A 24,779-nucleotide genomic window follows, 5' to 3' on the forward strand; every position below is an offset into this window, starting at 1 on the left:
TGCTGAAGTTACTATCCAGTTATCAGGAGAATCCATGCAAGACAACCAAGACAACCAGCAACTAATTGACGCCTTTGCCCAATCCCTCTCAGATCGCGGATTCGTGTTTGTGAATCGACCTAACGGCCCCGAACTCTATAGCACTCGGGATCACGATCACCTTGGCTATCATGCAGTAACCCCCCTCTATTGTCACTGGTGCAACCAGAATGGCATTGATAAAACCAGCATTCCATCCGACTTGTTTCTTGAATTGCAGAAACGCCTCTCCTTTGTGATCGGGACGGCATTCAAACCCAATGCACCTCTACACATTCCCCAGCCATCAGGGCTAACTAGGCTTAACGTTTATAAATCATACGAGCCTACCAGCACAACAATATCTAGCATAACCGGAACACCCTTTGAAACCTTTATGTTTCGCCTGTTCCCTGAACCAGAAGAGCGTCACATTGTGACTCAGTGGCTCGCCCACATGTTTCAACGGCCTGAGGAGCGCCCAAGTTGGCACCTACTGTTAACGTCTGACACTGGCACTGGCAAGGGCTTTCTGTTCCACTCGATATTAACGCCGCTACTGTGTAAGCAAACAAAACTCATCAACTCGTTTAAGCGCCTTACAGGTCAATTCTCGGGGATCTTGGCAGAGTCCATGCTGGTAATGCTGGACGATGCTAAAAGCAAATCTGACGCAACCATGACAGAGCTCAAGAGCATTCTTTCCGAATCTCATGTAGTGTTAGAGAAGAAGTATGAGGCCGAAAGAACAGTTGAAATTTTCAGCCGGATAATTTTTGCCAGCAATGAATACCGACCCCTCCGGCTCGACCCCGATGAACGCCGCTGGTACGTCCCGAGAAGGATTGAGCACACGGGATCCCGAGAAGAAACACAAAGCCTTATAGACTCTCTGGAAGATTGGTTAGATGCTGGTGGCCTTGATGTTGTTTACAATTATTTCATGTCATACAGCCTGGACGGATTTCATCACAAGCGGATCCACCAGACCGAGACACTAAAGGGCATGATAGGTGCCTCCCAAAGCGTCTTGGAAGAAGCCCTTGACGTGTGGTTAGAGGGACGGTTAGCCTTCGCTCCGGCAACGCTTTACAGTGCTTTTGATGAGCCTAAAGACCTCATTAAATCCAAGTTGACAGAACGGGGTTTCATGCAGAAAAAAGTAAATAACGCACCTTCCCGTTCAGCATACTGGTTTCACAAGAGCACAAAGCCCGCAGATGCAGCCAAGTGGTTAAACACCGAGGCATTTAACAAAATTGATGAGTGTTCATTCTAATAGGCTGCCTTCGGGTGGCCTTTATTGTCTCCACATCCCCAAAAAATCCCAATAATCCCAGTAAAAATCCCAAGAAAATCCCAATGCTAATTTTCATAATTCCCTTATAAAACAATGACCTGTAATAAAAAATCCCAAAATCCCAAAAATCCCAAAAACCTTTTTAATCCCAACGGGAGTTACCCGAGGCGAATTCACAAAGTGAATGAGACTATGGCCCAACGGCTGAGTATCAGACGGAAGGTGTATGCTTCTTTGTTCTTATTGAAGGTGTGATTGTGATTGCATTTGCCTAACAAACCGCAATCTTCAATCTGGGTATGGGTTACGAAATAAAAATTGTTTTCAATATCGGCATGGGCCACCAGCCCACATAAATACTGGCTTGCGCCATATATGGCTGTTAAATCAATTAGTTATAAATAACAATAAAATCAGACAGTTACATTGCATTTTTTGACAGTGAGAAAACAAAAAGGGCCACCATGACGGCAGCCCTCTGAATATTCATAAATTTTTAAGTTGTTGTTTTAAATCGTTTTGTTCCAATGGCGTTTAACGGTTGCAATCCCAACATCCAACGCCCTGGCTGTTTCGCTCTGGCTTAATCCATCCGCTTTACACTTCTGCACCTGCTCTGTTGTCCCTGTTGCCTCGGGCCTCCCCAGCTTCTTCCCTTCCGCCTTGGCTCTTGCTAATCCTTCGGTTGTTCTTTCTCTAATCCTATTCCTTTCAAATTCAGCAAAAGCCCCCATCAATTGCAGCATCAGCTTGCCTTCTGGACTGGACAAGTTACTGACTGGAAGATCCAAACAAACTAACTTAATGCCCTTCTGGCACAACATGCTGACAGTGTTCTGAACGTCTATGTTGTGCCTTCCCAATCTGTCCAGCTTCAACACAACCAACGTATCCCCCTCTTCCAGCTTGTTCAGAACGAGATTAGAGAATACAGGCCGCTCCATAGCGCTTACGCTGCCCGATACCACCTCAGACAGCCAACGGCTATCCTGAACCTCATAACCAGCATTACGTATCGCCAGCAACTGGTTCTCCGATGTTTGCTCTACAGTAGACACACGACCGTAACCGAAAACACGACCACCCATAATATCCCCCTAAACCTTGGTATCAACTAATCTGGTATCATTATGTAATGGTATCATCAATTGTTCAAGCTGTTTTGTCGATACTAGATGGACGGGTGATCCGTTGGTATCATTTAACATTCGTTTTTTGATACCTATAAAATCCGTTTATTTATCGTCATGCGGAACAAGAAATGCGCCGCGATATTTCAAAATCACTAGCGGCTCCATATGACCCTGGCGCCATTTGTCCAGCATTACAGCCCATTAGAAAGGGGGTTGTCATTGCAGCCGTCAGGCGGGGTGGGGGTGGCTTTTGGATTGTAATCTTTTAACCTTTAGGGCAACCCAAGGAGACGAATCCTACTTTGGGGGCCTGTTTTGTGTTGGACATCGCTCAATCACTCTTAGGTGGCTCTAGTTTTAGGGCGCGGATTTTACCGGAATGGCTAACCAAAAACTATACAGCCGGCACGCCGGAAGCGAACAATCTCTTTGCCCGGGCCACAATGGGCCGTCAAAGGAGAAAACCATGGTGGCAACAGGCCTTGCCGTCCGGTCAGCGTAGCCCTGATATCTGTTGCTGACGCTTGAGTCAATTTGGCAGGAGAGTAAAAACAGGGGTCACTATACTCCCTGCAGGAATAGCAGAAGGACGTGCGGGATGGAGAGTTCATTTGGCGAAAAAGTGCAGAACGTGCACGCCACGCTCAGGCAGCGGTTTGACAAGTTGAGCCGGGTTGCGGTCGCCATCTATGACCAGCAGACGGACAAGCTCAAGACCTTTGCCCACAGCACGGAGGGGGGCTCGCCGCTGTTGCAGTACGAGGTGAAGCTGAGCGAGGTGCCCTCCCTGCGCTATCTGGCCGAGCGCCAGCAACCCAGGGTGCTCGATACCCTGGGTTCGCTGCAGGGATCCCCCGCCGAGCACAGCCGCAAGCTGTTGGCGGCCGGTTATGAGTCGAGTTACACCGAGCCGCTGCTGTTCAACAGCCGGCTGTTCGGTTTTCTGTTTTGCGATGCCAGGGAGCCAGGCTATTTCGATGCGGCCATTCGCGGTGAACTGGCGGCCTATGCCCAGATCCTGGCGGCCATCATTGCCGTTGAGTTCTTCTCCATCCAGACCCTGAACGGAGCGTTGACCACGGCGCGGGAGTTCAGCCGCTACCGGGACGAGGAGACCGCCAACCATCTGCACCGCATGTCAGCCTATTCACGGCTCATCGCCCGCGAGGTGGCAGCCCATTATCCCCTCAACGACGAGGAGGTGGAGTTCATCCATCTCTTCTCCGAGCTGCACGACATCGGCAAGATTGCGGTGCCGGACGCCATCCTGCTCAAACCGGGCAAGCTGACCCCGGAGGAGTACGCGGTGATGAAGATCCACCCGCTCAAGGGACGGGAGATGATCGCCCTGATGATCAAGGAGTTTGGTCTGGACGGCATCCATCACACCGACATGCTCAAGAACATCATTGCCTACCATCATGAGCGTTTCGACGGCCAGGGCTACCCGGAGGGGCTGGCGGGGCAGGCGATCCCGCTGGAGGCCCGCATCGTCACGGTGGCGGATGTGTTCGACGCGCTCACCAGCGAGCGTCCCTACAAGCAGGCCTGGCCGTTCGAGACGGCCTTCGAGTACCTCAAGACCCATGCAGGCAGCCAGTTCGACCCCGTCTGTGTCGCGTCGGCGTTGCGCAGCAAGGAGGCGTTTCGCGCCATCCATCAGCAGTATCGGGATCCGGCCATAACTTGACCTCTCGTTCACGCTCTCGGTGCTAGGGTCGGCTTACCTACCGGGGTGAATGCCTGGGGGCGGGCTCTGCAATTTGATAGAGATGCTCGGAGCAAGCGCTTGCGCAGCCACAAGGCCGGTCGCTAGTGCCCTGGCGCTCTGCCGCTAGCCGGGTTTGGCGCCACCAGAGCAGGGCGCTCATGGCCAGGATCAATGCGAAGGAGGCCAGCATGCTCAGCAGCAGGTGTGACATGATTTGTCCCCCTGTTGATGATTGCAGCCGCACTGCTCCGCCTGGTGACAACCACTTTCCCTACCGATCTGTTCCCCCTTGCGGCCGTTGCAGGATGGCCGGATCCCCTTGATAAGACCCCCGGCCTTGCTGGCCTTGCGGCGTGACGGACTGCCCTGGCTGGCGTCGGTCAGCGGCTGAAGGTGGGCAGCAGACAGATCAAGGTGCGCCGAGCGGTACTGCCATACCGATATCCCGGCATCGAGCAGTCGGCCCAGCATGTGCTCACCGATGTTTCGCACCAGCACCTGAGTGACGGCATGGGCCTGTAGCGTCGCCAGCAGGGCCTGTTTGCCACGGCAACCCTCGCCGTTGGCCGGGTTGGACATTGTCGCGAGCACCTCGCCGGCTGGACTGACAATCTGCAGTTGCTCAGCCCGGCTGACGTGGGCGGATGGCCGGCCCCGGCTCAACAGGATGGCATGGTTGCCTGGCACGGCTGCTGTATTCACGTTCTGGTTCATTGCGCGGTTTCTCCACTGGGTTGCGGGACGTCGGGCTGCATCAACAGGGCCTTACCTAAACTCAGGCACTCCACCACCTTGTAGCGGGCGCGCTTGAGGGTATTGGCCAAGGTCTGGCGAGAAACGCCCATGAGTCGGGCGGCCTCCTGTTGCTGCATGCCCTCCAGATCCACCAGGCGCAGCGCCTCAAACTCATCGGCGGCGAGGGCCACCTGCTCCAGTTCATGCATGGGGACACCATTGGGCTTGAAGCAGCTGTTGGCGGGGCGCCCACAGATACGACGGGCTATTTTCGGTCTCGGCATAACGCCTCCTAATTTGCATATGCCACATATACGCCGCATAAATGGCATATGCAAATTAAAGAAAAATGTAATTGAAAGGCATGATCTTGTTGAGAGGGAGGTTGCGGCTTCACGAGCAGAATTGGTGGCAACTTGATCATTTCAATGATTCTTGTATAGTTGAAATGAAGGCGCATCCAACGAGAGACAAACATGAACAAAGAGACGGCCACCAAGGTCTTTGAATCGCTGGCATCCGGGATCCGGCTCGATGTGTGGCGGCTGCTGGTCAAGGCGGGGCTGGATGGGCGGGTCGCGGGCGAGCTGGCCGGCGAGCTCGACATCGCCCCCAACACCTTGTCGTTTCATCTCAAGGCGATGCTCAATGCCGGCCTCTTGTCGGTGGAGCAGGAGGGGCGCTTCCTGCGCTACCGCGCCAATATCCCCTTGATGCTGGACCTTATCGGCTATCTCACCGAGGAGTGCTGCGCCGGCCATCCGGAGGCGTGCGGCATGATACGCGCCGAGTCCACTTGCTCACCCCATGTGCTGCCTGCGCAGCCCTGCTGCCACAAGGAGTAATGCCATGTCAGTCATTCAGATTTTCGACCCCGCCCTCTGCTGTGCCAGCGGCGTCTGTGGCACTGAGGTCGATCAGGCGCTGGTCACCTTTGCCGCCGATCTGGCCTGGGCCAGGGAGCAGGGTGTTGCCATCGAGCGTTTCAATCTGGCCCAGCAGCCGCTGCAGTTTGCCGAGACGGCGGCGGTCAGCGCCTTTCTGACCCACGCCGGGGAGGAGGGGCTGCCGCTGGTGCTGGTGGAGGGTCAGGTGGTGCTGACCGGCCGTTATCCGAGCCGCGGCGAGCTGGCCCGCTATGCCGGACTGCCCGCACCGCAGGCCACCATCAAGGGCATAGTGAAAGCGGCCTGCCGTCCTGGCAGTGGTTGCTGCTAAGACATTGATATTCCAAACCATGTCGTAACGGGAGAGGCTATGTATCACTTTCTGACCAATCCGCCGCCGTTTCTCTTTTTCACCGGCAAGGGCGGGGTGGGCAAGACCTCGCTGGCCTGCGCCAGTGCGGTGGCCCTCTGTGACGCCGGCAAGCGGGTGCTGCTGGTGAGCACGGATCCCGCCTCCAACGTGGGGCAGGTGTTTGCCACCGACATCGGCAATCGCATCACCGCCATCGCCGCTGTGCCCGGTTTGTCGGCGCTGGAGATAGATCCCCCCGCGGCGGCCAAGGCCTATCGGGAGCGGATTGTCGGCCCGGTGCGCGGCAAGCTGCCCGAGCGCGTGGTGCGCAGCATCGAGGAGCAGCTCTCCGGCGCCTGCACCACAGAGATCGCCGCCTTTGACGAGTTCACCGCCCTGCTCACCGACCCGGCGCTGCGCTCGGAGTACGACCATATCCTCTTCGACACCGCCCCCACCGGCCACACCATCCGCCTGCTGCAGCTGCCGGGGGCCTGGAGCGAATTTCTGGCGCAGGGCAAGGGGGATGCCTCCTGCCTGGGCCCGCTGGCGGGGCTGGAGAAACAGCGCAGCCAGTATGCCGAGGCCGTCGCGGCGCTGGCCGACGACGCTCGTACCCGGCTGGTGCTGGTGGCACGCGCCCAGCATTCCACCCTGCGGGAAGTGGCCCGCACCCACGAGGAGCTGGCGGCCATCGGCCTGACAAACCAGCAGCTGGTGATCAACGGCCTCTTCCCCGCGGCGGCCATCGCCGGTGACACGCTGGCGCAGGCCATCTGGCGGCGTGAGCAGCAGGCCCTCGCCGACATGCCGCAGGGAATAAATGGGCTGGCCCGGGATCAGGTGCCGCTGCTGGCCACCAACCTGGTGGGGCTCGACAGTTTGCGCCAGCTGCTGCAACCACAGGATGCTGGTGAGCAGGCACCACTGGCAACGTCAGCCCATCTGTCAGTCCAGCCCGAGTTGAGTTCGCTGGTGGACGAGCTGGCCGCCGACGGTCACGGCCTCATCATGCTGATGGGCAAGGGCGGGGTGGGTAAAACCACCCTGGCGGCCGCCGTGGCGGTGGAGCTGGCAAGCCGTGGCCTGCCGGTACACCTCACCACCTCGGACCCGGCCGCGCACCTCGGCGAGACGCTGGCAGGCAGCCTGCCCCATCTCGAGGTGAGTCGCATCGACCCCCGCGCCGAGACCGAGCGCTACCGCGGGCAGGTGCTGGCCAGCAAGGGGGCGGCACTGGACGAGCAGGGGCGGGCGCTGCTGGAGGAGGACTTGCGCTCCCCCTGTACCGAGGAGATCGCCGTGTTTCAGGCCTTCTCGCGCATCATCCGCGAGGCGGGCAAGCGCTTCGTGGTGATGGATACCGCCCCCACCGGCCACACCCTGCTGCTGCTCGATGCCACCGGCGCCTACCACAGGGAGATCGCCCGCCAGATGGGAAACAAGGGGCTGCACTTCACCACCCCCATGATGCAGTTGCAGGACCCCAAGCAGACCAAGGTGCTGATCGTCACCCTGCCCGAGCCCACCCCGGTGCAGGAGGCGGCCAATCTGCAGGCCGATCTGCGCCGTGCCGACATCGAGCCCTGGGCCTGGCTCATCAACCACAGTCTGCAGCAAGCCGCGGTCAGCTCGCCGCTGCTGCAACTGCGGGCCGAGCGTCAGTTGCCCCATGTCGAGGCGGTCGAGCGGCAGCATGCCAGCCGCTACGCCGTGGTGCCGCTGCTTGCCGAGGAGCCGGTGGGGGCGGATGCCCTGCGCCGCCTCTGTCAGCATCACTGAACAAGGGCCCCGGCCGCGTGGTCGGGGCTAATGAACATTTGTCGTTAACGAAAGAGATGCGGGATGACCGCATCGGGAGCCCTCATGTCTGCAACCTGTGATGCCAAGAGCCAACCGGCGATTGGCTTTTTTGAACGTTACCTCACCGCCTGGGTGGCCCTCTGCATTCTGGTGGGGATTGGGCTCGGGCAGGGCCTGCCTGAACTCTTCAAGGCCATCGGCGCCATGGAGGTGGCCAAAGTCAACCTGCCGGTGGGACTGCTTATCTGGGTGATGATCATCCCCATGCTGCTCAAGATCGACTTCGGTGCCCTGCATCAGGTGAGGGGGCACCTCAAGGGGATTGGGGTCACTCTCTTCATCAACTGGCTGGTCAAGCCCTTCTCCATGGCCTTCCTCGGCTGGCTCTTCATTCGGGTGCTGTTCGCCGACTGGCTGCCGGCGGATCAGCTCGACAGTTACGTGGCGGGGCTGATCCTGCTGGCGGCGGCCCCCTGCACCGCCATGGTCTTTGTCTGGAGTCGCCTCACCAACGGCGATCCCTACTTCACCCTGTCGCAGGTGGCGGTGAACGACCTCATCATGGTGTTTGCCTTCGCTCCGCTGGTGGCGCTGCTGCTCGGGGTCTCCAGCATAGTGGTGCCCTGGGATACCCTGCTCACCTCTGTGGTGCTCTATATCGTGATCCCGGTGATCATCGCCCAGCTGCTGCGCAAGGCCTTGTTGCAAAAGGGGCAGGCCCATTTTGACAGCGTCATGACCCGCATCCAGCCCTGGTCGGTGGCGGCCCTGTTGCTCACCCTGGTGCTGCTGTTCGCCTTCCAGGGCAACGCCATCATCGAGCAACCGCTGGTCATCGCCCTGTTGGCGGTGCCGATCCTGATCCAGGTGTTGTTCAACTCGGGATTGGCTTACTGGCTCAACCGCAAGGTGGGGGAGAAGCACTCGGTGGCCTGTCCCTCCGCCCTGATCGGCGCCTCCAACTTCTTCGAGCTGGCGGTGGCCGCCGCCATCAGCCTGTTCGGCTTCCACTCCGGCGCGGCGCTCGCCACCGTGGTCGGCGTGCTGATCGAGGTGCCGGTCATGCTGCTGGTGGTGCGCATCGTCAACGCCAGCAAACCCTGGTACGAAGCGGGGCTAAGCCGTTAACAGATGGCCGCTAACCCTTTTTATCCACTGTTTTTATTCACTTAAGCCATGAGAGACATGCCAATGAGTGCAATCACCATCTATCACAATCCAGAGTGCGGCACCTCCCGCAACACCCTCGAGCTTATTCGCAACAGCGGCGTCGAGCCGACCGTCATCCACTATCTGGAGACGCCCCCCTCCCGCGATGAGCTGGTGGCGCTGATCGCCGCCATGGGGATGCCGGTGCGCGAGCTGCTGCGCAAGAACGTGCCCCCCTATGAGGCGCTGGGGCTGGCAGAAGATCGCTTCAGCGATGACGAACTGATCGACGCCATGCTGGCCCACCCCATCCTCATCAACCGTCCCATCGTCGTGACGCCCCTTGGCACCCGACTGTGCCGCCCCTCGGAGCGGGTGCTCGATATTCTGCCCGATCAACAAAAAGGGGCCTTCGCCAAGGAAGATGGCGAGCAGGTGGTGGACGAGCACGGCAAGCGGCTGCGTTGACAGGGAGCGGGGCCGAGCGTCACCGGCTGACCCGGACGGTGCAGATGCACTTACCGGGTGGGCGCCGGATCTGCTACTGTGACCCTCGACTCATCACAGCGGGGGAAACAGCATGAAGATTCGATTCCTGGTGATAGCCACGGCACTGGCGCTGACCTCGGCCCCTGGCCTAGCCGACTGGGCCAAGGTGAAGGCGGCCGCGACCGAGCTTGGCAACGCGGTGAGCGACACCAGCAAGGAGGCGTGGCAGAGCGTCACCGATTTCTCCAAGGCGACATGGGCCTCGGTCTCCCAGTGGGGCTCGGAGGCGTTCAATACTGCCGGCGCCTGGACCGACAAGAGCGTGGCCACCGGCAAGGAGTGGCTGGCGGTGGCCGACAAGAAGCTCGACGAGATGCTGGAGCCCAAGACGGCGGACGAGGCGCGCCTCGCCCTCAATACCATGGCCGACACCGCCCTGGTGCGGCTGTTCAACGAACAGCCCTCGGCCAAGCTGTTGTTTGACAAGGCATACGGCTATGCGGTGTTCGACTCGCGCAAGTTTTCCCTGATGCTGCACACCAACCAGGGGGCCGGGGTGGCCGTCAATCGTGCCACCGGCAAGCACACCTACATGAAGATGTTCGGTGCCGGGCTGGCGGCCGGGCTGGGCGGCAAGTTCTATCAGCAGGTGATCCTGTTTGAGGACAAGGCCAGGTTCGATGCCTTCGTCAGCCAGGGCTGGGAGGCCACCTCCGAGGTGGGTGCTGTGGCGGGCAAGGAGAGCGCCGAGTTGACCGCCAAGTACAACGGCGGCATGGCCATCTACCAGATTGGCGAAAAGGGACTGCTGCTGGACGCCAATATCTCGGGCTCCAAGTACTGGGTAGACAAGGATCTGACCCGCTGATTGAGCAGAGGCCCCGCCCTCGCCAGTTTTTCTTCATACTGCGCGGATTGCCGTCTGTTTAATTGGTGCGAATTACAGTAAAAAGAGGGCCTTAGGCCCTCTTTTTTATGGGCGCAGCCAGGTTCGTCAGCAAGACAAGGAGAGTGGCATGACACAAGCATCAGCACAGGACGGGGCAGATGGAGCCCTGCGTCGGGAGTGGGACAAGCAGAGCATCTATCTGCGCCTGCAGGAGGGGATCCCCACGGCCTTCTGGGTCAGCGGGGATCTGGTCTCCCCCCTCGAGCCCGGCGCCGAGGGGGCGGCATATCAGGGCCACTTCGGCTGGGGGCGTGCCGACGAGGCGACCATGGCTCTGGCGCAGGCCATCGTCGCCAGGCTGGTGGCGGTAGGACTGGTTCCCCCCGAGCTGGCGGCGAGCCGCGCGGGCTACCTGCATGACGAGGTACTGGTCAAGCTGCCCGCCGGGGAGCACTACGATCTCCACCTGAGCTATCTGAGGCTGCTGCTGGGGGAGGGGGCCGTGCCGCGCCCCTGAAGGGCCGGCTCATCATCTCGGCGAGCATCCCAACCCCTGTTTCGAGGACTCTTCTCCCTAATTGGCACTCTTATTGCTTGGAGCCTGTCAGTGTCAATGATTTGTCTGGGGATGAAATATGGAAATCAGTGCAAGCAGCCTGATGCAAGAGATGCAGGCCCTCAAGGTGGAAGCCGGCGCCACGCCGCTCACCCAGCCTGGCCGTCAGGTCAGCTCCGATTTTGGTCAACTGCTGCAGCAGGCCCTTGGCAACGTCAACGAGCTGCAAGGGGCCGCCAACGATCTGCGCACCCGTTTCGACATGGGCGACAACTCGGTCGACTTGTCCGAAGTGATGATCGCCGGACAAAAATCCTCCATCGCCTTCGAGGCGACGGTGCAGGTGCGCAACAAGATGGTCGATGCCTACAAGACCATCATGAACATGCCGGTGTAACTCAGGCCCATGGCGACTGAGCATCATGAACATGTCAGCAATAAGGACATAAATCGTGGCTACTGATCAAAACGGCGAACTGCTGATGAACGATGAGGGCACCGCCGCCCTCGATGAGAATGAGCAGAAGAGTTCGGCACTCGGCTTTCTCTCCAACACGGACGTGCTGCGCCAGATCACCCTGATCCTGGGGCTGGCCATCTGTCTGGCCATCGCCGTTTTCATCCTGTTGTGGGGCAAGGAGCCGGACATGCGTCCCCTTGGCACCTACACCACCCAGGAGCTGGTCAAGACCCTCGACTTCCTCGATCAGCAGAAGATCCCCTATCAGGTGGATGGCAAGAGCGTGCTGGTCAATGCCGAAAACTTCTCCAACATCCGGCTGGCGCTGACCCGTGCCGGTCTGGCCAACGCCACTGACGCCAGCACCGACGGGGAAGACATCCTGCTCAAGGACTCCAGCTTCGGGGTCAGCCAGCGGATGGAGAGCGAGCGCCTCAAGCTGAGCCGCGAGCGCCAGCTGGCCAGCGCCATCGAACAGTTCCAGAACGTGGCCAAGGCCCAGGTGCTGCTGGCCATCCCGAAAGACAACGTGTTTGCCCGCAACGAACGCAAGCCCAGCGCCACCGTGGTGCTGAGCCTCAAGGGCAATGCCCTCGGTCAGGGGGAAGTGGACTCCATCGTCGACATGGTCGCCTCCGCCGTGCACGGTCTGGAGCCGACCCGCGTCACCGTGACCGACCAGAACGGCCGCCTGCTCAACTCCGGCTCCCAGGATCCAGTCTCTGCCCAGACTCGCAAGGAGTTTGCGATGCAGCAGAAGCAGGAGCTGGAATACAAACAAAAAATTGACGCCATCCTGATCCCGGTGCTCGGCGCCGACAATTATACGGCGGAGGTTGACCTCTCCCTCGACTTCTCCCAGCAGGAGCAGACCCGCAAGACCTACAACCCGGACCTGCCGGCGGTGCGCTCCGAAATGACCATGGAAGAGAACAGCGCCAACGGCAGCAACGGTGGCGTGCCCGGGGCGCTCTCCAACCAGCCGCCCGCCGCCTCCAACATTCCGCAGCAGGCGACCGGCCCCAACGCCGAAACCACCGCGTCCTCTTCCGGCCGCTCCCGCAAAGAGGCGACCCGCAACTTCGAACTGGATACCACCGTCAGCCATATCCGGCGCCAGATGGGTGGCATTCGCCGCATGACCGTCTCGGTGGCGGTGGACTACAAGTCGGCCACTGCCGCCGATGGCAAGGTGAGCCGTGAGCCGCGCACCCAGGCCGAACTCGATACCCTGCGTCGTCTGCTGAGCGGCGGCCTTGGCTTTGATGTGACCCGTGGTGATACTCTGGAAGTGGTCGCCATCCCGTTCAACCGGCCCGAGCTTGAAAACGTGGCCGAGGCGCCGCTCTACGAGCAGCCCTGGTTCTGGCGCGCGGTGCGCATCGCCGCCTCCGTGCTGGTCATCATAGTGCTGATTGTCACCGTGGTGCGCCCCATGCTCAAGCGCCTGCTCTATCCGGATGCCAAGCCGGAAGGGGAACTGGATTTCGACAACCACACCGTGCTGGGTGGGGATGACGAGCTCAGTCTGCTGGCGGCTCAGGCTGAAGCCGAGCCGGTGTTCGGAGTACGTGACGGCCATCTGAAGCTGCCGGATCTGCACCGTGACGAAGACTTGCTCAAGGCGGTACGTGCCCTGGTGGCGAACGAACCGGATCTGGCCGCACAGGTCATTAAAGAATGGGTAGCGAACAAAGATGGCTGACGAAAACAAGACACAGGTCACCGGCAATGACATCACCGACAGTCAGCGCCAGATCCTGGATCAGATGAGCGGCATGGAGATGGCGGCGGTATTGATGCTGAGCCTCAACGAAGAGGACGCCGCCCAGATCTTCCGCCATCTCGAGCCCAAGCAGGTGCAGCGGCTCGGCATGTCGATGGCCTCCATGTCGGATTTCAGTCACGACCGGGTGGCGGCGGTCCACCGTCAATTCATCGACGACATCCAGAAATACACCAACATCGGTATCGGCAGCGAAGACTTCGTGCGCAAGGCGCTGGTGGCCGCCCTTGGCGAGGACAAGGCCAGCAACCTGGTGGATCAGATCATCCTTGGGTCCGGTGCCCGCGGTCTCGACTCCCTCAAGTGGATGGATGCCCGCCAGGTGGCCAGCATCATCCAGAACGAACACCCGCAGATCCAGACCATCGTCCTCTCTTATCTGGAGCCGGAGCAGTCCGCCGAGATCCTGAGCCAGTTCCCGGAGCAGGTTCGTCTGGATCTGGTGATGCGTATCGCCAACCTGGAAGAGGTGCAACCGGCGGCGCTGCAAGAGCTCAACGACATCATGGAGAAACAGTTCGCCGGTGCGGCGGGTGCCCAGGCAGCCAAGATGGGCGGCCTGAAGGCGGCGGCCAACATCATGAACTACCTCGACACCAACATCGAGGGTCAGCTGATGGACTCCATCCGCGAGTCGGACGAGGAGATGAGCCAGCAGATCCAGGACTTGATGTTCGTGTTCGAGAACCTCATCGACGTGGACGATCGCGGCATCCAGACCATGCTGCGGGAAGTGCCTGGCGATCTGCTGCAGCGAGCCCTCAAGGGCTCCGACGACCAGATGCGCGAAAAGATTTTCAAGAACATGTCCAAGCGGGCCGCCGAGATGCTGGCAGACGATCTGGAGGCTATGGGGCCGATCCGGGTCTCCGAAGTGGAGGCCGCCCAGAAGGAGATCCTCTCCATCGCCCGCCGTCTGGCGGATGCCGGCGAGATCATGCTGGGTGCCGGTGGCGGCGAGGAGTTCCTCTGATGAACGCTCGCTTCGACGTGCATAACACTCCCGGCAGCGTGATGACGAGGAGTGCGGCAGCCAGATGAACAACAACAAACTGCGCGGCTATGTCAGACCCGACGGGGACGAGAGCCAGGTTCAGACCTGGGGCTGGCCGGAGATGGAGGTCGAGGCCGAGGTCGAGACCAATGCCCTCGGATTGACCCCGGACTGGTATCGGCAGGAGGAAGAGGTGCCGGTCGAAGAGCCGGCCGAGGAGCCGGCCCCCAGCATCACCGCCGAGGAGCTGGAAGCCATTCGCCAGGCCGCCTGGGAAGAGGGGATGGCCGAGGGGCGTGACGCCGGTTACGCCAAGGGGCTCGAGGAGGGCAAGCTGGAAGGCTTGCAGCAGGGCCATGCCGCCGGACTGGAGCAGGGCAAGGAGGAGGGGCTGGCCCTCGGCCGCGAGCTGGTGGAGCAGCAGATGAACCACTGGCAGGGGCTGATCGATCGCCTCGCCAACCCGCTCAAGGAGCTGGACAGCGCGGTGGAGCAGCAGCTCATCGCGCTGGTGATGCAACTGGCCCGCGCCCTCATCCGTCACGAAGCCGAGACCTCGCCCAGGCTGCTGCTCGAAGCGCTCAAGCAGGGGCTGGCGCTGCTGCCCGCCGCCGAGCTGGGGGTCACCCTGATGCTGCATCCGGACGATCTGGCCCGGGTCGAGCAGGCATTTGGCGCCGAGGAGTGCGCCAAGCGCCACTGGCGACTGCAAAGCGATCCCACCCTCTCCCCCGGCGATCTGCAACTGGCCACCGAGCTCTCCAGCATCGATCTGACCCTCTCCGGGCGCATCGACCAGCTGCTGCGCAACTTTCTGCGGGACAATGCCGGCCAGGATGGCCGCGGCTAGCGGCCCGGCCTGCTTGCCCCGTCTATTTTTCAACGCATTCAACACCAGCTTTCAGGAGGCCGGATGAGCGGCTCGTTACTCAATCGGTTGCAGGGGTATCGGGTACGCGATATCGCCCCCAAACCCCCGGTGGCCGGCAAGCTCACCCGGGTGGTGGGCTTGACCCTGGAGGCCATCGGCTGTCGCGCCGCCATCGGGGCACTCTGTCGCATCGATACCCAGGATGGTTCGCTTGAGGCCGAAGTGGTCGGCTTCTCCGGCGATCGCCTGTTTCTGATGCCGAGCGAACAGCTCAAGGGGGTCATTCCCGGCGCCCGGGTGGTGCCCATCACCGAGGAGCACGGCATTCCGGTCGGCATGAACCTGCTGGGCCGGGTCATCGACGGCATCGGCCAGCCGCTGGACGGGCTCGGTCCCATCCTCTCTTCCCAGACGGTGCAGTTTGCCCAGCACCGCATCAACCCGCTCTCCCGCCGCCCGATCCATCAGCCGATGGACGTGGGGGTGCGCGCCATCAACGCCGTGCTGACCGTGGGGCAGGGCCAGCGGATGGGGCTGTTCGCCGGCTCCGGCGTCGGCAAATCCGTGCTGCTCGGCATGATGACCCGCGGCTCGGTGGCAGACGTGGTGGTGGTGGGGCTCATCGGCGAACGGGGCCGCGAGGTGAAGGAGTTCATCGAGGAGATCCTGGGAGAGGAGGGGCGCGAGCGCGCCGTGGTGGTGGCGGCGCCGGCCGATGCCTCGCCGCTGATGCGGCTCAAGGGGTGTGAAACGGCGCTGGCCATCGCCGAGTACTTCCGCGATCAGGGGCTCAACGTGCTGCTGCTGATGGATTCGCTCACCCGTTACGCCCAGGCCCAGCGCGAGATCGCCCTGGCGGTGGGCGAGCCGCCGGCCACCAAGGGCTATCCCCCCTCGGTGTTCGCCAAATTGCCGGCGCTGGTGGAGCGGGCCGGCAACGGCAGCGACGGCCAGGGCTCGATCACGGCATTCTTCACCGTGCTGACGGAGGGGGACGATCTGCAGGATCCCATCGCCGACGCGGCGCGGGCCATCCTCGACGGCCACATAGTGCTGTCGCGCGAGCTGGCCGACTCCGGCCACTACCCGGCCATCGACATCGAGAAGTCCATCAGCCGGGTCATGCCCATGGTGACCTCGCCGGAACACATGGAGCTGGCGCGCACCCTCAAGCAGTTCTACTCCCTCTACCAGCAGAACCGGGATCTCATCACCATCGGCGCCTACAGCCAGGGCTCCGACCCCCGCATCGACCGCGCCATCATCCAGAAACCCTATCTGGATCAGTTCTTGCAGCAGGGAATGCGCGAGGTCATTCACTACGATGCCGGCCTGCAGGCCCTGCAGCTGGTGGCCATGCCGCTGATGCGTTGACGAGAAGATGAAGGGGAGGCGTGACCATGAGTAAAGGCTTGATGATGTTGTCGGAGCGGCTGGTGGAGGCCGAGCAGCAGGCCGCACTGGCGCTGGCCAAGGCCCAGCAGGATCTGAAAATCTTTCTGGAGCAGCAGGATGCGCTCAACCAGTACCGCCAGATCTACCACCAGCAGTGGACCGACCGCGGTCTGCAGGGGATCGGTGCCCAGCAGAACAGCCAGTATCACGCCTTCATCAACAAGCTCGAGCAGGCGGCTACCCAGCAGTACGAAGGGGTGCTGCAGGTACGCCAGGCGCTGGAGCTGCGCCGTGAAGAGTGGCTGGCCGCCCAGCAGCGGCGCAAGGCGGTGGAGCTGCTGCTGGCCAAGCAGGCGGGGCGCGAGCAGCTTAAAGCCCAGCGCCAGGAGCAGAAGATGCTGGATGAGTACGCCACGCTGCGCCGTTTCCACCATTCTGGCCTGTAACTTGCTTTCTTCTTGCCATCCCGTGTGCGCCTCACTCCCTGCGGGGAGCTGAGGAGAAACCCGAAGCCGAATGCCGTCAGGAATCTTCACCATGATGCAGACACTGTTAACCAATTCTTCCGCCGCACCGACAGCCGCCGCTGCCGACAAGAGTGCGGTGCTGACGGCGAGTCAGGATGGTAGCGAAGGAGCCCTGCAGAGCGACGGCAAGGGTGGCTTTTCCGAGGTGATGAACCGGGTGCAGCAGGCCGGCAAGGGCAATGCCAAAGCCGATGGCCATGTTGCGAATGCTGATGGCAAGGCCACGTCGCGGCCCGGCACCGGGCAGGAGCGTGCCGGTGCAGTGGAGAGCGACAAGCCACTGCAGAACGCCAAGGGCGAGGCTGCCAAATCTTTGGCGAATGAAGCCGAAGAGGCCGCTGGTGCCGACGACAAGCCACAGAAGGGGAGCGATCCCGACCCCACCCTCGCCCCCAACGACTTCCTGCAGCGTCTGCAGGATGCCCTCAAACAGGACACCTCCCTGGTCGCCCCGGCGGCCATCACACTGGTCGCCAGCACACCCGTGGTCGAGACGGACGGCAAGATGTTGCCGCCGGATGACGCGCAGGCTGCGTCGGCCGAGACATCGGCCACCCTCACCCAGCCGCTCGCCGGCAGCGGTGACAAGCAGGGAACGACGACCGCTGCCGCCGCGCTGGCCCGTCAGGCTGCCAGCTTGCTCACGGGCGAAACCAGTGCACCGGTTGATGCGAAAGCCACGCAGCCGGATGCCGTCGTGACGGATGACGCCGCCCTGGCGGCTCAGTTGCAGGAAGCCGGGAAAGAGGGCAGTGGCAAGGAGAGCGGCGCCGGTGGCGCCAATGCCGACCAGCATGCCGATAAAAATGGCAAGGATGCCAAGGGGAGCAAAAGCGAGCTCTCCGCCGCCGAGCGGGCGGCCTTGCAGAGCAAGGTGCCAGCCGCTGCCGCGGTAAGCGGACAGGATAAGGAGAACGTCCAAATCCAGGTGGAGGGTACCGACAAGGCAGCCAAGCCTGTGGTGCCGCCCATGGCCGGCAAGGATGAACCTGCCAAGCCTTCCCCGCTGCAGACCACCCACAGCACAGTGGCCGCTCAGCCGGGAGCCGCCAGGGCGTTCGCCGAGGGGATGAGCCGGGCCGATGGCGAGGCGAACCAGACCTCTGAAAAGGCGCCGCCGCAGGGCGTTGCCGAGGGGGATGGCCACTCCAAACCCGCGACGGCGGCCAAGACGGAGAGCCAGCCCGCGCCTGCAGCCGGCAGCACGCCGGCACCGGCCGCCGCCCAGAGCGAACCCGTGCTGGTGGCGCCGCAGCAGGTGCTGGCCAGCAGTGAACCCCAGGGCCCGCAAGCCTCCCTGGCCAGCCTGTCGGCCGGACTCAAGCAGATGGAAGCCACCGAGCGCAGCGACAGCGCCAGAGGCAGAAGCGAGGTCAAAGTTGACCTGAAACAGAAGACGGCAGAGCTGGCTCGCGGCACCAGCCAGGGCAGCAGTGAGACGACTGCCACCCCGGAGAGCAGCCACAGCCAGCAGGTTCAGCAGAACAGCCAGCCCCAAGCGGTTGGCCATGACAACCGGCCTGCCACCGCCGAACTGGCCGCGCGGCGGGATCCCGCCAATCTGCCCCACCTCAAGCTGGCCGACCCGGAGGCGCCGGCCCAGCTGCACCAGAAGGTCAACCTGATGCTGGCGGACAAGCTGCAGCAGGCGGAGATCCAGCTCGACCCGCTCGGGCTTGGCAAGATGAAGATCCAGATCCAGATAGACTCGTCCAACCAGGCCAACGTGCACTTCGTGGTCCAGCATGGCCAGACCCGGGAAATGCTGGAGCAGGCCATGCCCCGGCTGCGTGATATGCTGGCAGGGCAGGGCATCCAGCTTGGCCAGACCCAGGTGCAGCAACAGCCGCAACAGCAGTCACAGGGGCAGTCTGGCTTCTCCGGTCAGGGCCAGCAGGGACAAAAAGGCAGCGGATCTTTTGCCGAAACAGGCCAAACTGAGGCAGAGGTCACGGGCGCCGGCATGAGTTTGTCGAGGGAATCGACAAACGACCGCGGAATTGATTTCTATGCTTGATGCCAGCCCGAGTAAGTTTATGATATCGAACAAGTTTGAGACTAGGGTGGACAAGGGATGGCAGACGATAACGAACTGACGCTGAAAGATCCGGCGGCAGGCAAGAAAAAGAAGCTGATCATGATTATCGCCCTGGCCGTGATTGTGCTGGGCGGCGGTGGTGCCGGTGCCTGGTTCATGCTGGCCGGCGGTGACAAGCCGGCGGCCGAAGCCGCGGGGGAGGGCAAGGATGCCAAGCCCAAGGAGGCGGCGCCTCAGCCCTCACTCTACGTGGGCATGCCGCGCCCCTTCGTGTTCAACGTCTCCGGCGGTCAGCGCGACCGGCTGGTGCAGATCAAGATCCAGTTGATGGTGCGCGGTACCGCCGACGAAACGCTGGTCAAGCAGAATATCCCCCTCATCGAAGGCACCCTGCTGCGGGTCTTCAGTGCGGCCACCAGCGAGCAGCTGATGACCTTCGAGGGCAAGGAGAAGCTGCGCAAGGATTCACTGGAAGAGTGCCGTCGGGTGCTCAATGACCTGGTCTCTTCCCCCGTTATCGAACAAGTGCTGTTTACCGGCTTTGTCATGCAATAAGGGTGAAGCGTGAGCGATCTGTTAAGTCAGGACGAAATTGATGCCCTCTTGCACGGGGTCGATGATGTCGAAGAGGAGGAGATAGGCGCGGCGGGGGATCCCGGTGTCGCCCAGTTTGATTTCTCCTCCCAGGACCGCATCGTCCGTGGTCGCATGCCGACCCTGGAGCTGGTGAACGAGCGTTTCGCCCGCCACATGCGGATCAGCCTGTTCAACATGATGCGCCGCACCGCCGAGGTCTCCATCAACGGCGTGCAGATGCTGAAATTCGGTGAATACGTCCACACCCTGTTCGTGCCGACCAGTCTCAACATGGTACGTTTCCGCCCCCTCAAGGGGACGGCGCTCATCACCATGGAGGCGCGGCTGGTCTTCATCCTGGTGGAGAACTTCTTCGGTGGCGACGGCCGCTACCACGCCAAGATCGAGGGGCGCGAGTTCACCCCCACCGAGCGACGCATCATCCAGATGCTGCTCAAGCTGGTGTTCGAGGACTACAAGGATGCCTGGGCGCCGGTGATGGACGTGGGCTTCGAGTACCTCGACTCCGAGGTGAACCCGGCCATGGCCAACATCGTCAGCCCCACCGAGGTGATCGTGGTGAGTTCGTTCCACATCGAGCTGGACGGCGGCGGTGGCGACTTCCACGTGGCCATGCCCTACTCCATGCTGGAGCCGATCCGAGAGCTGCTGGATGCCGGCGTGCAGAGCGACAAGGGCGACACCGACGTGCGCTGGAGCAAGGCGCTGCGCGACGAGATCATGGACGTCAAGGTGGAGCTGCGGGCCAAGTTGCTGGAGACCGAGCTCACCCTGCGAGAGCTGATGGAGCTGCAGCCTGGCGACATCATCCCGGTGGAGATGCCGGAGAACCTGCTGGTGTTCGTGGAGGACTTGCCCACCTTCCACGCCAAGATGGGCCGTACCAAGGACAATGTGGCGCTCAAGATCACCGACAAACTCAAACGCCCGGAAGGGGTCAAGACAGAGATGCATCTGGTGACCCGGGGCGGCGTACGCATCGATGGCGAGGCCGAGCTGGAAGAGCTCGAGCGCAGCATCGGAGACCAACAGCAATAAACGACGGCCTGCCTGGGCAGACCGTCACGAAAACAGCATAAGGAATTCAAGATGAGCGGAACTGAGGAAGAGGATCTGATGGCGGACGCCTGGGCTGCCGCGCTGGAAGAGCAGGTGACTGCCGAAGCCAAGCCCGCTCCTCTCGAGGAGCTCAAGGACGATGCCCCCATCAGTGCCGAGGAGCGGCGCAAGCTGGATACCATTCTGGATATCCCGGTCACCATCGCCATGGAGGTTGGCCGCAGCCAGATCAGCATCCGCAACCTGCTGCAGCTCAACCAGGGCTCGGTGGTGGAGCTGGATCGGGTGGCGGGCGAGCCGCTGGACGTGCTGGTCAACGGCACCCTGATCGCCCACGGCGAGGTGGTGGTGGTGAACGACAAGTTCGGTATTCGACTGACTGACGTCATCAGTCAGATTGAAAGGATCAAGAAACTCAAATGATCCGTCTCTTGTCGCTGTGGCTGCTCTCCCTCCCCGCACTGGCCGAACCCGGTGCGGGCGCCAATCCGCCCAGCCTCACCTCCTGGCTGCTCTCCAGTCTGATGGTGATTGGCCTCATCCTGGTGCTCGGTTTCCTGCTCAAGAAAAGCAAGATTGCCACCGCCATGGGCGGCGGCCAGATGCGCGTCATCGCCAGCCTGCCGGTGGGCTACAAGGAGAAGCTGCTGGTGGTCAAGGTGGGCGAGCAGCAACTGCTGCTCGGGGTGACGCCGCAGCAGGTCAACTTTCTCTATCGCCTGGAAGAGCCGCTGGACGAGAGCCAGCCCCAGGCGTTTTCCCAGCAGCTTGGCAAATTGATGGGCAAGCATGAAAAAAGCTAACGGCTCACGGCCGCACGGTCGGCTGCTGGTCGGCCTGTTATCCCTCCTGATCCTCTGCTCGCCGCTGGCGCTGGCCCAGGACGGCATGTCGGCGGTCACCATCAAGACCATGGCGGACGGCAGCCAGGAATACAGCCTGACCCTGCAGGTGCTGGCGCTGATGACGGCGCTCTCCTTCCTGCCGGCCATGGTCATCATGATGACCTCCTTCACCCGCATTATCATAGTGCTCGGCATCCTGCGTCAGGCCATCGGCCTGCAGCAGAGCCCCTCCAACCAGGTGTTGATCGGCATCGCCCTGTTCATGTCGTTCTTCATCATGTCGCCGGTGCTGGATCGCATCAACAACGAGGCGCTGCAACCCTATCTGGCCGAGACCATTCAGGCCAAGGAGGCGCTGGAGCGGGCCGAGCTGCCCATCCACCAGTTCATGCTGGCCCAGACCCGGATCAAGGATCTCAACACCTTCATGGAGATAGCGAACGTGCAGGTGGACAAGCCCGCCGACGTGCCGCTGCGGGTGCTTATCCCGGCGTTTGTCACCAGCGAGCTCAAGACCGCCTTCCAGATAGGCTTCATGCTGTTTCTGCCCTTCCTGGTGATAGACCTGGTGGTGGCCAGTATCCTGATGGCGATGGGGATGATGATGTTGTCGCCGATGCTGGTGTCGCTGCCGTTCAAGCTGATGCTGTTCGTCATGGTGGATGGTTGGAACCTCATTCTGGGATCCCTGGCCAACAGTTTTGGTCTGGGTGCCGGTGGTTAAGGGCGAACGACGCAAGGAGCGAATGGCATGAGTCCTGAAACCTTTATCGACGTCTTTCGCGAGGCGCTCTGGCTGGTCACCATCATGGTGTGTGCCGTGATCCTGCCGAGCCTCTGCGTCGGTCTGCTGGTGGCCATCTTCCAGGCCGCCACCTCCATCAACGAACAGACCCTGAGCTTTCTGCCCCGTCTCATCGTCACCCTGTTTGCGCTGGGGGCGGGGGCGCACTGGGGCCTGCAGAGTCTGATGGACTTCTTCATGCTGATGGTGAGTCAAATTCCCGAGGTGGTGGGATGAGTAGCCAGGCCGTGCGCCTGCCGCTGCCGCAGGCCGGCAAGGTGCCCGCATGACCTATACAACCGCTCTCATCATGGAGTGGTTGTCTTCCATCGTCTGGCCGTTGGCGCGAGTGAGTGGGCTGCTGATGGTGATGGCAGTATTCGGCAGCCGGCTGACCCCGGCCCGCATTCGCATCAGCCTGGCGCTGGCGCTGACCCTGATGATCGCCCCTCTCTTGCCCGCCATGCCCAGGATTGAGCTCTTCTCCGTCGGCAGTTTTCTGGTGCTGGGGCAGCAGCTGCTCATCGGCATCGCCCTCGGCCTCATGACCCAGTTTCTGATGGAAAGCTTCGTGATGGCCGGCCAGATCATCGCCATGCAGACCAGCCTGGGGTTCGCTACTCTGGTGGATCCCATGAACGGCCAGTCGGCCCCTGTGGTGGGTCAGTTCTATCTGATGCTGGCGACCCTGGTGTTTCTGGCGGTGGATGGCCACCTCATCATGCTGCGCATGGTGGTGTTGAGCTTCGAGACCCTGCCGGTGTCTGACAGCGGCCTCAGCCTGCCCTCCATCCGCGATCTGATCGGTTTTCTCGGGGTCATGTATCAGGCCTCGCTGGTGATGGCGCTCTCCGCCATCGTCGCCCTGCTGCTCATCAACTTTGCCTTCGGCGTCATGACCCGCGCCGCCCCCCAGCTCAACATCTTCAGCATCGGTTTTGCGGTCAGCATGATGTCGGGCCTGCTGATCCTCTGGCTCACCATCGGCGGCTTCCTTGGCCATTTCGACAGCATGTGGGAGCGGGTGCAGGAGACCAGTTGCACCCTCATCGGCACCCAGTGTCTGGGGGGCCAGTAAGATGGCAGTGGGGCGCCGTTATCTGCCGCAGGCCGCGCTGGCCTGCGGCCTTGCATTCGCTCTGCTGAACGGCGGCGAGCGGGCGGGCGTTTCGGCTCGCCCACTCAACCTGTGCGGGGGTCAGCATGGCTGATACTGATCAGGAACGTACCGAACAACCCACGGGCAAACGACTGCAACAAGCCCGGGAAAAAGGGCAGATTGCACGATCCAAGGAGCTGGGCACCGCCAGCGTCCTGCTGGCGGCCGTATTCGGCCTGCTGATGGTCAAGGAGAGCCTGGCCGGCGCCATGGTCAAAGTGCTCACCATGGGCTTTACCCTGGACAGGGAGCAGGCGTTCGATCCCAACGCCATGATGACCATGCTGCCGGCCCTGCTGCGCGAACTGCTGCAGCCTCTTGGTCTGCTGTTCATGCTGGTGGCCATTGCGGCCTTCGTCGGCAACGTGCTAATGGGGGGGATGAACTTCTCCTCCGAGGCCATGCTGCCCAAGTGGAGCAAGCTGAGCCCCCTCAACGGCATCAAGCGGATGTTCGGGGTGCAGTCCCTGGTCGAGCTGATCAAGTCCATCGCCAAGGTGGTGTTCATCACCCTGTTCGCCTGGTGGATGCTCTCCAGCCAGTTCAACCACCTGCTCAACCTCTCCCTCGAGGGCTACCCGGGCGGCATCATAGACGCGCTGGATCTGCTGCTGTGGATGCTGATCATCCTCTGCTGCGCCCTTATTCCCATCGTCGCCATCGACGTGCCGTTCCAGCAGTGGAACCACATGCGCCAGCTCAAGATGACCAAGCAGGAGGTCAAGGACGAGTTCAAGGACAGCGAGGGTAAACCCGAGGTGAAAGGGCGGATCCGTCGCCTGCAGATGGAGATGGCGATGCGCCGCATGATGGGGGACGTGCCCAAGGCGGACGTGGTGATCATCAACCCGACCCACTACTCGGTGGCGCTCAAGTACGATTCCGCCAAGCCCGGTAGCGCGCCCAAGGTGGTAGCCAAGGGTACCGATGAAATCGCGATGAAGATCAGGGAGATAGCCCGAGAGTACGAGATCCCTGTGATGCCCTCTCCGGCGCTGACCCGCGCCATCTACCACGCTACCGAGATTGGCCACGAGATCCCGGAGGGGCTATTTGCCGCCGTGGCTCAGGTGCTGGCCTATGTCTATCAGCTCAGGAAGTTCCGCCGTGGCCGTGGTCGTCGCCCCAACCCGCTGGCCAAGGATCTGCCCATCCCGCCCGAATTTCGCAAATGACAAACTTCTGACACAGTCAAAATAAAAGCATTGTATTTCAATGCGTTGCATTATTGGCTTGATGTTT

At 61.3% G+C, this 24,779-nt stretch carries 27 protein-coding genes; 24 read left to right on the plus strand and 3 right to left on the minus strand.

The annotated features are described in order from the left end of the window. Positions 1–34 precede the first annotated feature (34 nt). Positions 35–1,297 (plus strand): primase-helicase family protein, encoded by a 1,263-nt coding sequence (locus tag PG897_RS07255; RefSeq protein WP_270828810.1) that lies wholly within the window; start codon positions 35–37, stop codon positions 1,295–1,297. 530 nt (positions 1,298–1,827) lie between these two features. Here PG897_RS07255 and PG897_RS07260 read toward each other — a convergent pair. Beyond that, complete coding sequence (locus PG897_RS07260) at positions 1,828–2,406, minus strand: recombinase family protein (RefSeq protein ID WP_270828811.1); 579 nt, start codon at positions 2,404–2,406, stop codon at positions 1,828–1,830. Positions 2,407–3,049: 643 nt separating this feature from the next. On the opposite strand from PG897_RS07260, the gene PG897_RS07265 reads away from it, so the two are divergent. Beyond that, the gene (locus PG897_RS07265) at positions 3,050–4,141 is read left to right on the plus strand and encodes an HD-GYP domain-containing protein (protein ID WP_139725475.1); all 1,092 of its coding nucleotides are present in this window, start codon (positions 3,050–3,052) and stop codon (positions 4,139–4,141) included. A 213-nt stretch (positions 4,142–4,354) separates the two neighbouring features. Here the strand turns inward: PG897_RS07265 and PG897_RS07270 are convergent, their stop codons facing one another. Beyond that, complete coding sequence (locus PG897_RS07270; RefSeq protein ID WP_270828812.1) at positions 4,355–4,876, minus strand: NifB/NifX family molybdenum-iron cluster-binding protein; 522 nt, start codon at positions 4,874–4,876, stop codon at positions 4,355–4,357. Next, on the minus strand, positions 4,873–5,181 hold the full coding sequence (locus tag PG897_RS07275) for a DUF134 domain-containing protein (protein ID WP_025201994.1): 309 nt from the start codon (positions 5,179–5,181) through the stop codon (positions 4,873–4,875). The genes PG897_RS07270 and PG897_RS07275 overlap by 4 nt, the downstream gene beginning before the upstream one ends. Before the next feature lie 192 nt (positions 5,182–5,373). Between PG897_RS07275 and PG897_RS07280 the strand changes: the two genes are divergently transcribed. From PG897_RS07280 to flhB, 22 genes are all read left to right on the plus strand, one after another. Next, positions 5,374–5,742, plus strand: coding sequence for an ArsR/SmtB family transcription factor (locus PG897_RS07280; protein WP_270828814.1), 369 nt, complete (start codon positions 5,374–5,376; stop codon positions 5,740–5,742). Between the two features lie 4 nt (positions 5,743–5,746). After that, positions 5,747–6,115 (plus strand): arsenite efflux transporter metallochaperone ArsD, encoded by a 369-nt coding sequence (gene arsD, locus PG897_RS07285; protein ID WP_216974050.1) that lies wholly within the window; start codon positions 5,747–5,749, stop codon positions 6,113–6,115. A 39-nt stretch (positions 6,116–6,154) separates the two neighbouring features. Beyond that, positions 6,155–7,918 (plus strand): arsenical pump-driving ATPase, encoded by a 1,764-nt coding sequence (gene arsA / locus PG897_RS07290; protein WP_270828819.1) that lies wholly within the window; start codon positions 6,155–6,157, stop codon positions 7,916–7,918. Positions 7,919–8,002: 84 nt separating this feature from the next. Then, entirely contained in the window at positions 8,003–9,067 is a 1,065-nt protein-coding gene (gene arsB, locus PG897_RS07295; protein WP_017785772.1) for an ACR3 family arsenite efflux transporter, read from the plus strand. A 63-nt stretch (positions 9,068–9,130) separates the two neighbouring features. Continuing rightward, a complete protein-coding gene (gene arsC, locus PG897_RS07300) occupies positions 9,131–9,556 on the plus strand; it encodes a glutaredoxin-dependent arsenate reductase (RefSeq protein ID WP_185450537.1) in 426 nt (141 codons plus the stop codon). A 112-nt stretch (positions 9,557–9,668) separates the two neighbouring features. After that, positions 9,669–10,445, plus strand: coding sequence for a beta cell expansion factor BefA (gene befA / locus PG897_RS07305; protein WP_010634629.1), 777 nt, complete (start codon positions 9,669–9,671; stop codon positions 10,443–10,445). 148 nt (positions 10,446–10,593) lie between these two features. Further along, entirely contained in the window at positions 10,594–10,983 is a 390-nt protein-coding gene (locus PG897_RS07310; RefSeq protein WP_024942923.1) for a hypothetical protein, read from the plus strand. A gap of 118 nt (positions 10,984–11,101) precedes the next feature. Beyond that, the gene (gene fliE / locus PG897_RS07315) at positions 11,102–11,419 is read left to right on the plus strand and encodes a flagellar hook-basal body complex protein FliE (RefSeq protein WP_005298759.1); all 318 of its coding nucleotides are present in this window, start codon (positions 11,102–11,104) and stop codon (positions 11,417–11,419) included. 55 nt (positions 11,420–11,474) lie between these two features. Continuing rightward, positions 11,475–13,187: a flagellar basal-body MS-ring/collar protein FliF gene (gene fliF / locus PG897_RS07320; RefSeq protein ID WP_005298761.1), complete on the plus strand. Its 1,713-nt coding sequence runs from the start codon at positions 11,475–11,477 to the stop codon at positions 13,185–13,187. Beyond that, positions 13,180–14,241: a flagellar motor switch protein FliG gene (gene fliG / locus PG897_RS07325; RefSeq protein WP_005298762.1), complete on the plus strand. Its 1,062-nt coding sequence runs from the start codon at positions 13,180–13,182 to the stop codon at positions 14,239–14,241. The genes fliF and fliG overlap by 8 nt, the downstream gene beginning before the upstream one ends. Positions 14,242–14,305: 64 nt before the next feature. Next, complete coding sequence (gene fliH / locus PG897_RS07330) at positions 14,306–15,112, plus strand: flagellar assembly protein FliH (protein WP_270828822.1); 807 nt, start codon at positions 14,306–14,308, stop codon at positions 15,110–15,112. A gap of 63 nt (positions 15,113–15,175) precedes the next feature. Beyond that, positions 15,176–16,507 carry a flagellar protein export ATPase FliI gene (gene fliI, locus PG897_RS07335; RefSeq protein WP_005298767.1) on the plus strand — a complete coding sequence of 444 codons (1,332 nt, stop codon included), beginning with the start codon at positions 15,176–15,178 and terminating at the stop codon, positions 16,505–16,507. A gap of 26 nt (positions 16,508–16,533) precedes the next feature. Continuing rightward, on the plus strand, positions 16,534–16,974 hold the full coding sequence (gene fliJ, locus PG897_RS07340; RefSeq protein ID WP_005298769.1) for a flagellar export protein FliJ: 441 nt from the start codon (positions 16,534–16,536) through the stop codon (positions 16,972–16,974). Positions 16,975–17,065: 91 nt separating this feature from the next. After that, positions 17,066–19,072 carry a flagellar hook-length control protein FliK gene (locus PG897_RS07345; protein ID WP_270828823.1) on the plus strand — a complete coding sequence of 669 codons (2,007 nt, stop codon included), beginning with the start codon at positions 17,066–17,068 and terminating at the stop codon, positions 19,070–19,072. A gap of 57 nt (positions 19,073–19,129) precedes the next feature. Further along, the gene (fliL, locus tag PG897_RS07350; protein ID WP_270828824.1) at positions 19,130–19,648 is read left to right on the plus strand and encodes a flagellar basal body-associated protein FliL; all 519 of its coding nucleotides are present in this window, start codon (positions 19,130–19,132) and stop codon (positions 19,646–19,648) included. A gap of 9 nt (positions 19,649–19,657) precedes the next feature. Beyond that, a complete protein-coding gene (fliM, locus tag PG897_RS07355; protein ID WP_005298775.1) occupies positions 19,658–20,728 on the plus strand; it encodes a flagellar motor switch protein FliM in 1,071 nt (356 codons plus the stop codon). A gap of 51 nt (positions 20,729–20,779) precedes the next feature. Beyond that, positions 20,780–21,172, plus strand: a complete 393-nt coding sequence (gene fliN, locus PG897_RS07360) for a flagellar motor switch protein FliN (RefSeq protein ID WP_005298791.1) — start codon at positions 20,780–20,782, stop codon at positions 21,170–21,172. After that, the gene (gene fliO / locus PG897_RS07365) at positions 21,169–21,552 is read left to right on the plus strand and encodes a flagellar biosynthetic protein FliO (protein WP_010634624.1); all 384 of its coding nucleotides are present in this window, start codon (positions 21,169–21,171) and stop codon (positions 21,550–21,552) included. The genes fliN and fliO overlap by 4 nt, the downstream gene beginning before the upstream one ends. Beyond that, positions 21,539–22,318, plus strand: a complete 780-nt coding sequence (gene fliP / locus PG897_RS07370) for a flagellar type III secretion system pore protein FliP (protein ID WP_201882533.1) — start codon at positions 21,539–21,541, stop codon at positions 22,316–22,318. The genes fliO and fliP overlap by 14 nt, the downstream gene beginning before the upstream one ends. A gap of 27 nt (positions 22,319–22,345) precedes the next feature. Then, positions 22,346–22,615, plus strand: coding sequence for a flagellar biosynthesis protein FliQ (gene fliQ, locus PG897_RS07375; protein ID WP_005298799.1), 270 nt, complete (start codon positions 22,346–22,348; stop codon positions 22,613–22,615). Positions 22,616–22,664: 49 nt separating this feature from the next. Beyond that, a complete protein-coding gene (fliR, locus tag PG897_RS07380) occupies positions 22,665–23,456 on the plus strand; it encodes a flagellar biosynthetic protein FliR (protein WP_017766596.1) in 792 nt (263 codons plus the stop codon). Positions 23,457–23,581: 125 nt separating this feature from the next. Next, a complete protein-coding gene (gene flhB, locus PG897_RS07385; protein WP_201882534.1) occupies positions 23,582–24,712 on the plus strand; it encodes a flagellar biosynthesis protein FlhB in 1,131 nt (376 codons plus the stop codon). Positions 24,713–24,779: the final 67 nt, after the last annotated feature.

Origin of the sequence: Aeromonas sp. QDB20 (assembly GCF_027707805.1) — a bacterium.
Taxonomy (GTDB): Bacteria; Pseudomonadota; Gammaproteobacteria; order Enterobacterales; family Aeromonadaceae; genus Aeromonas; species Aeromonas dhakensis.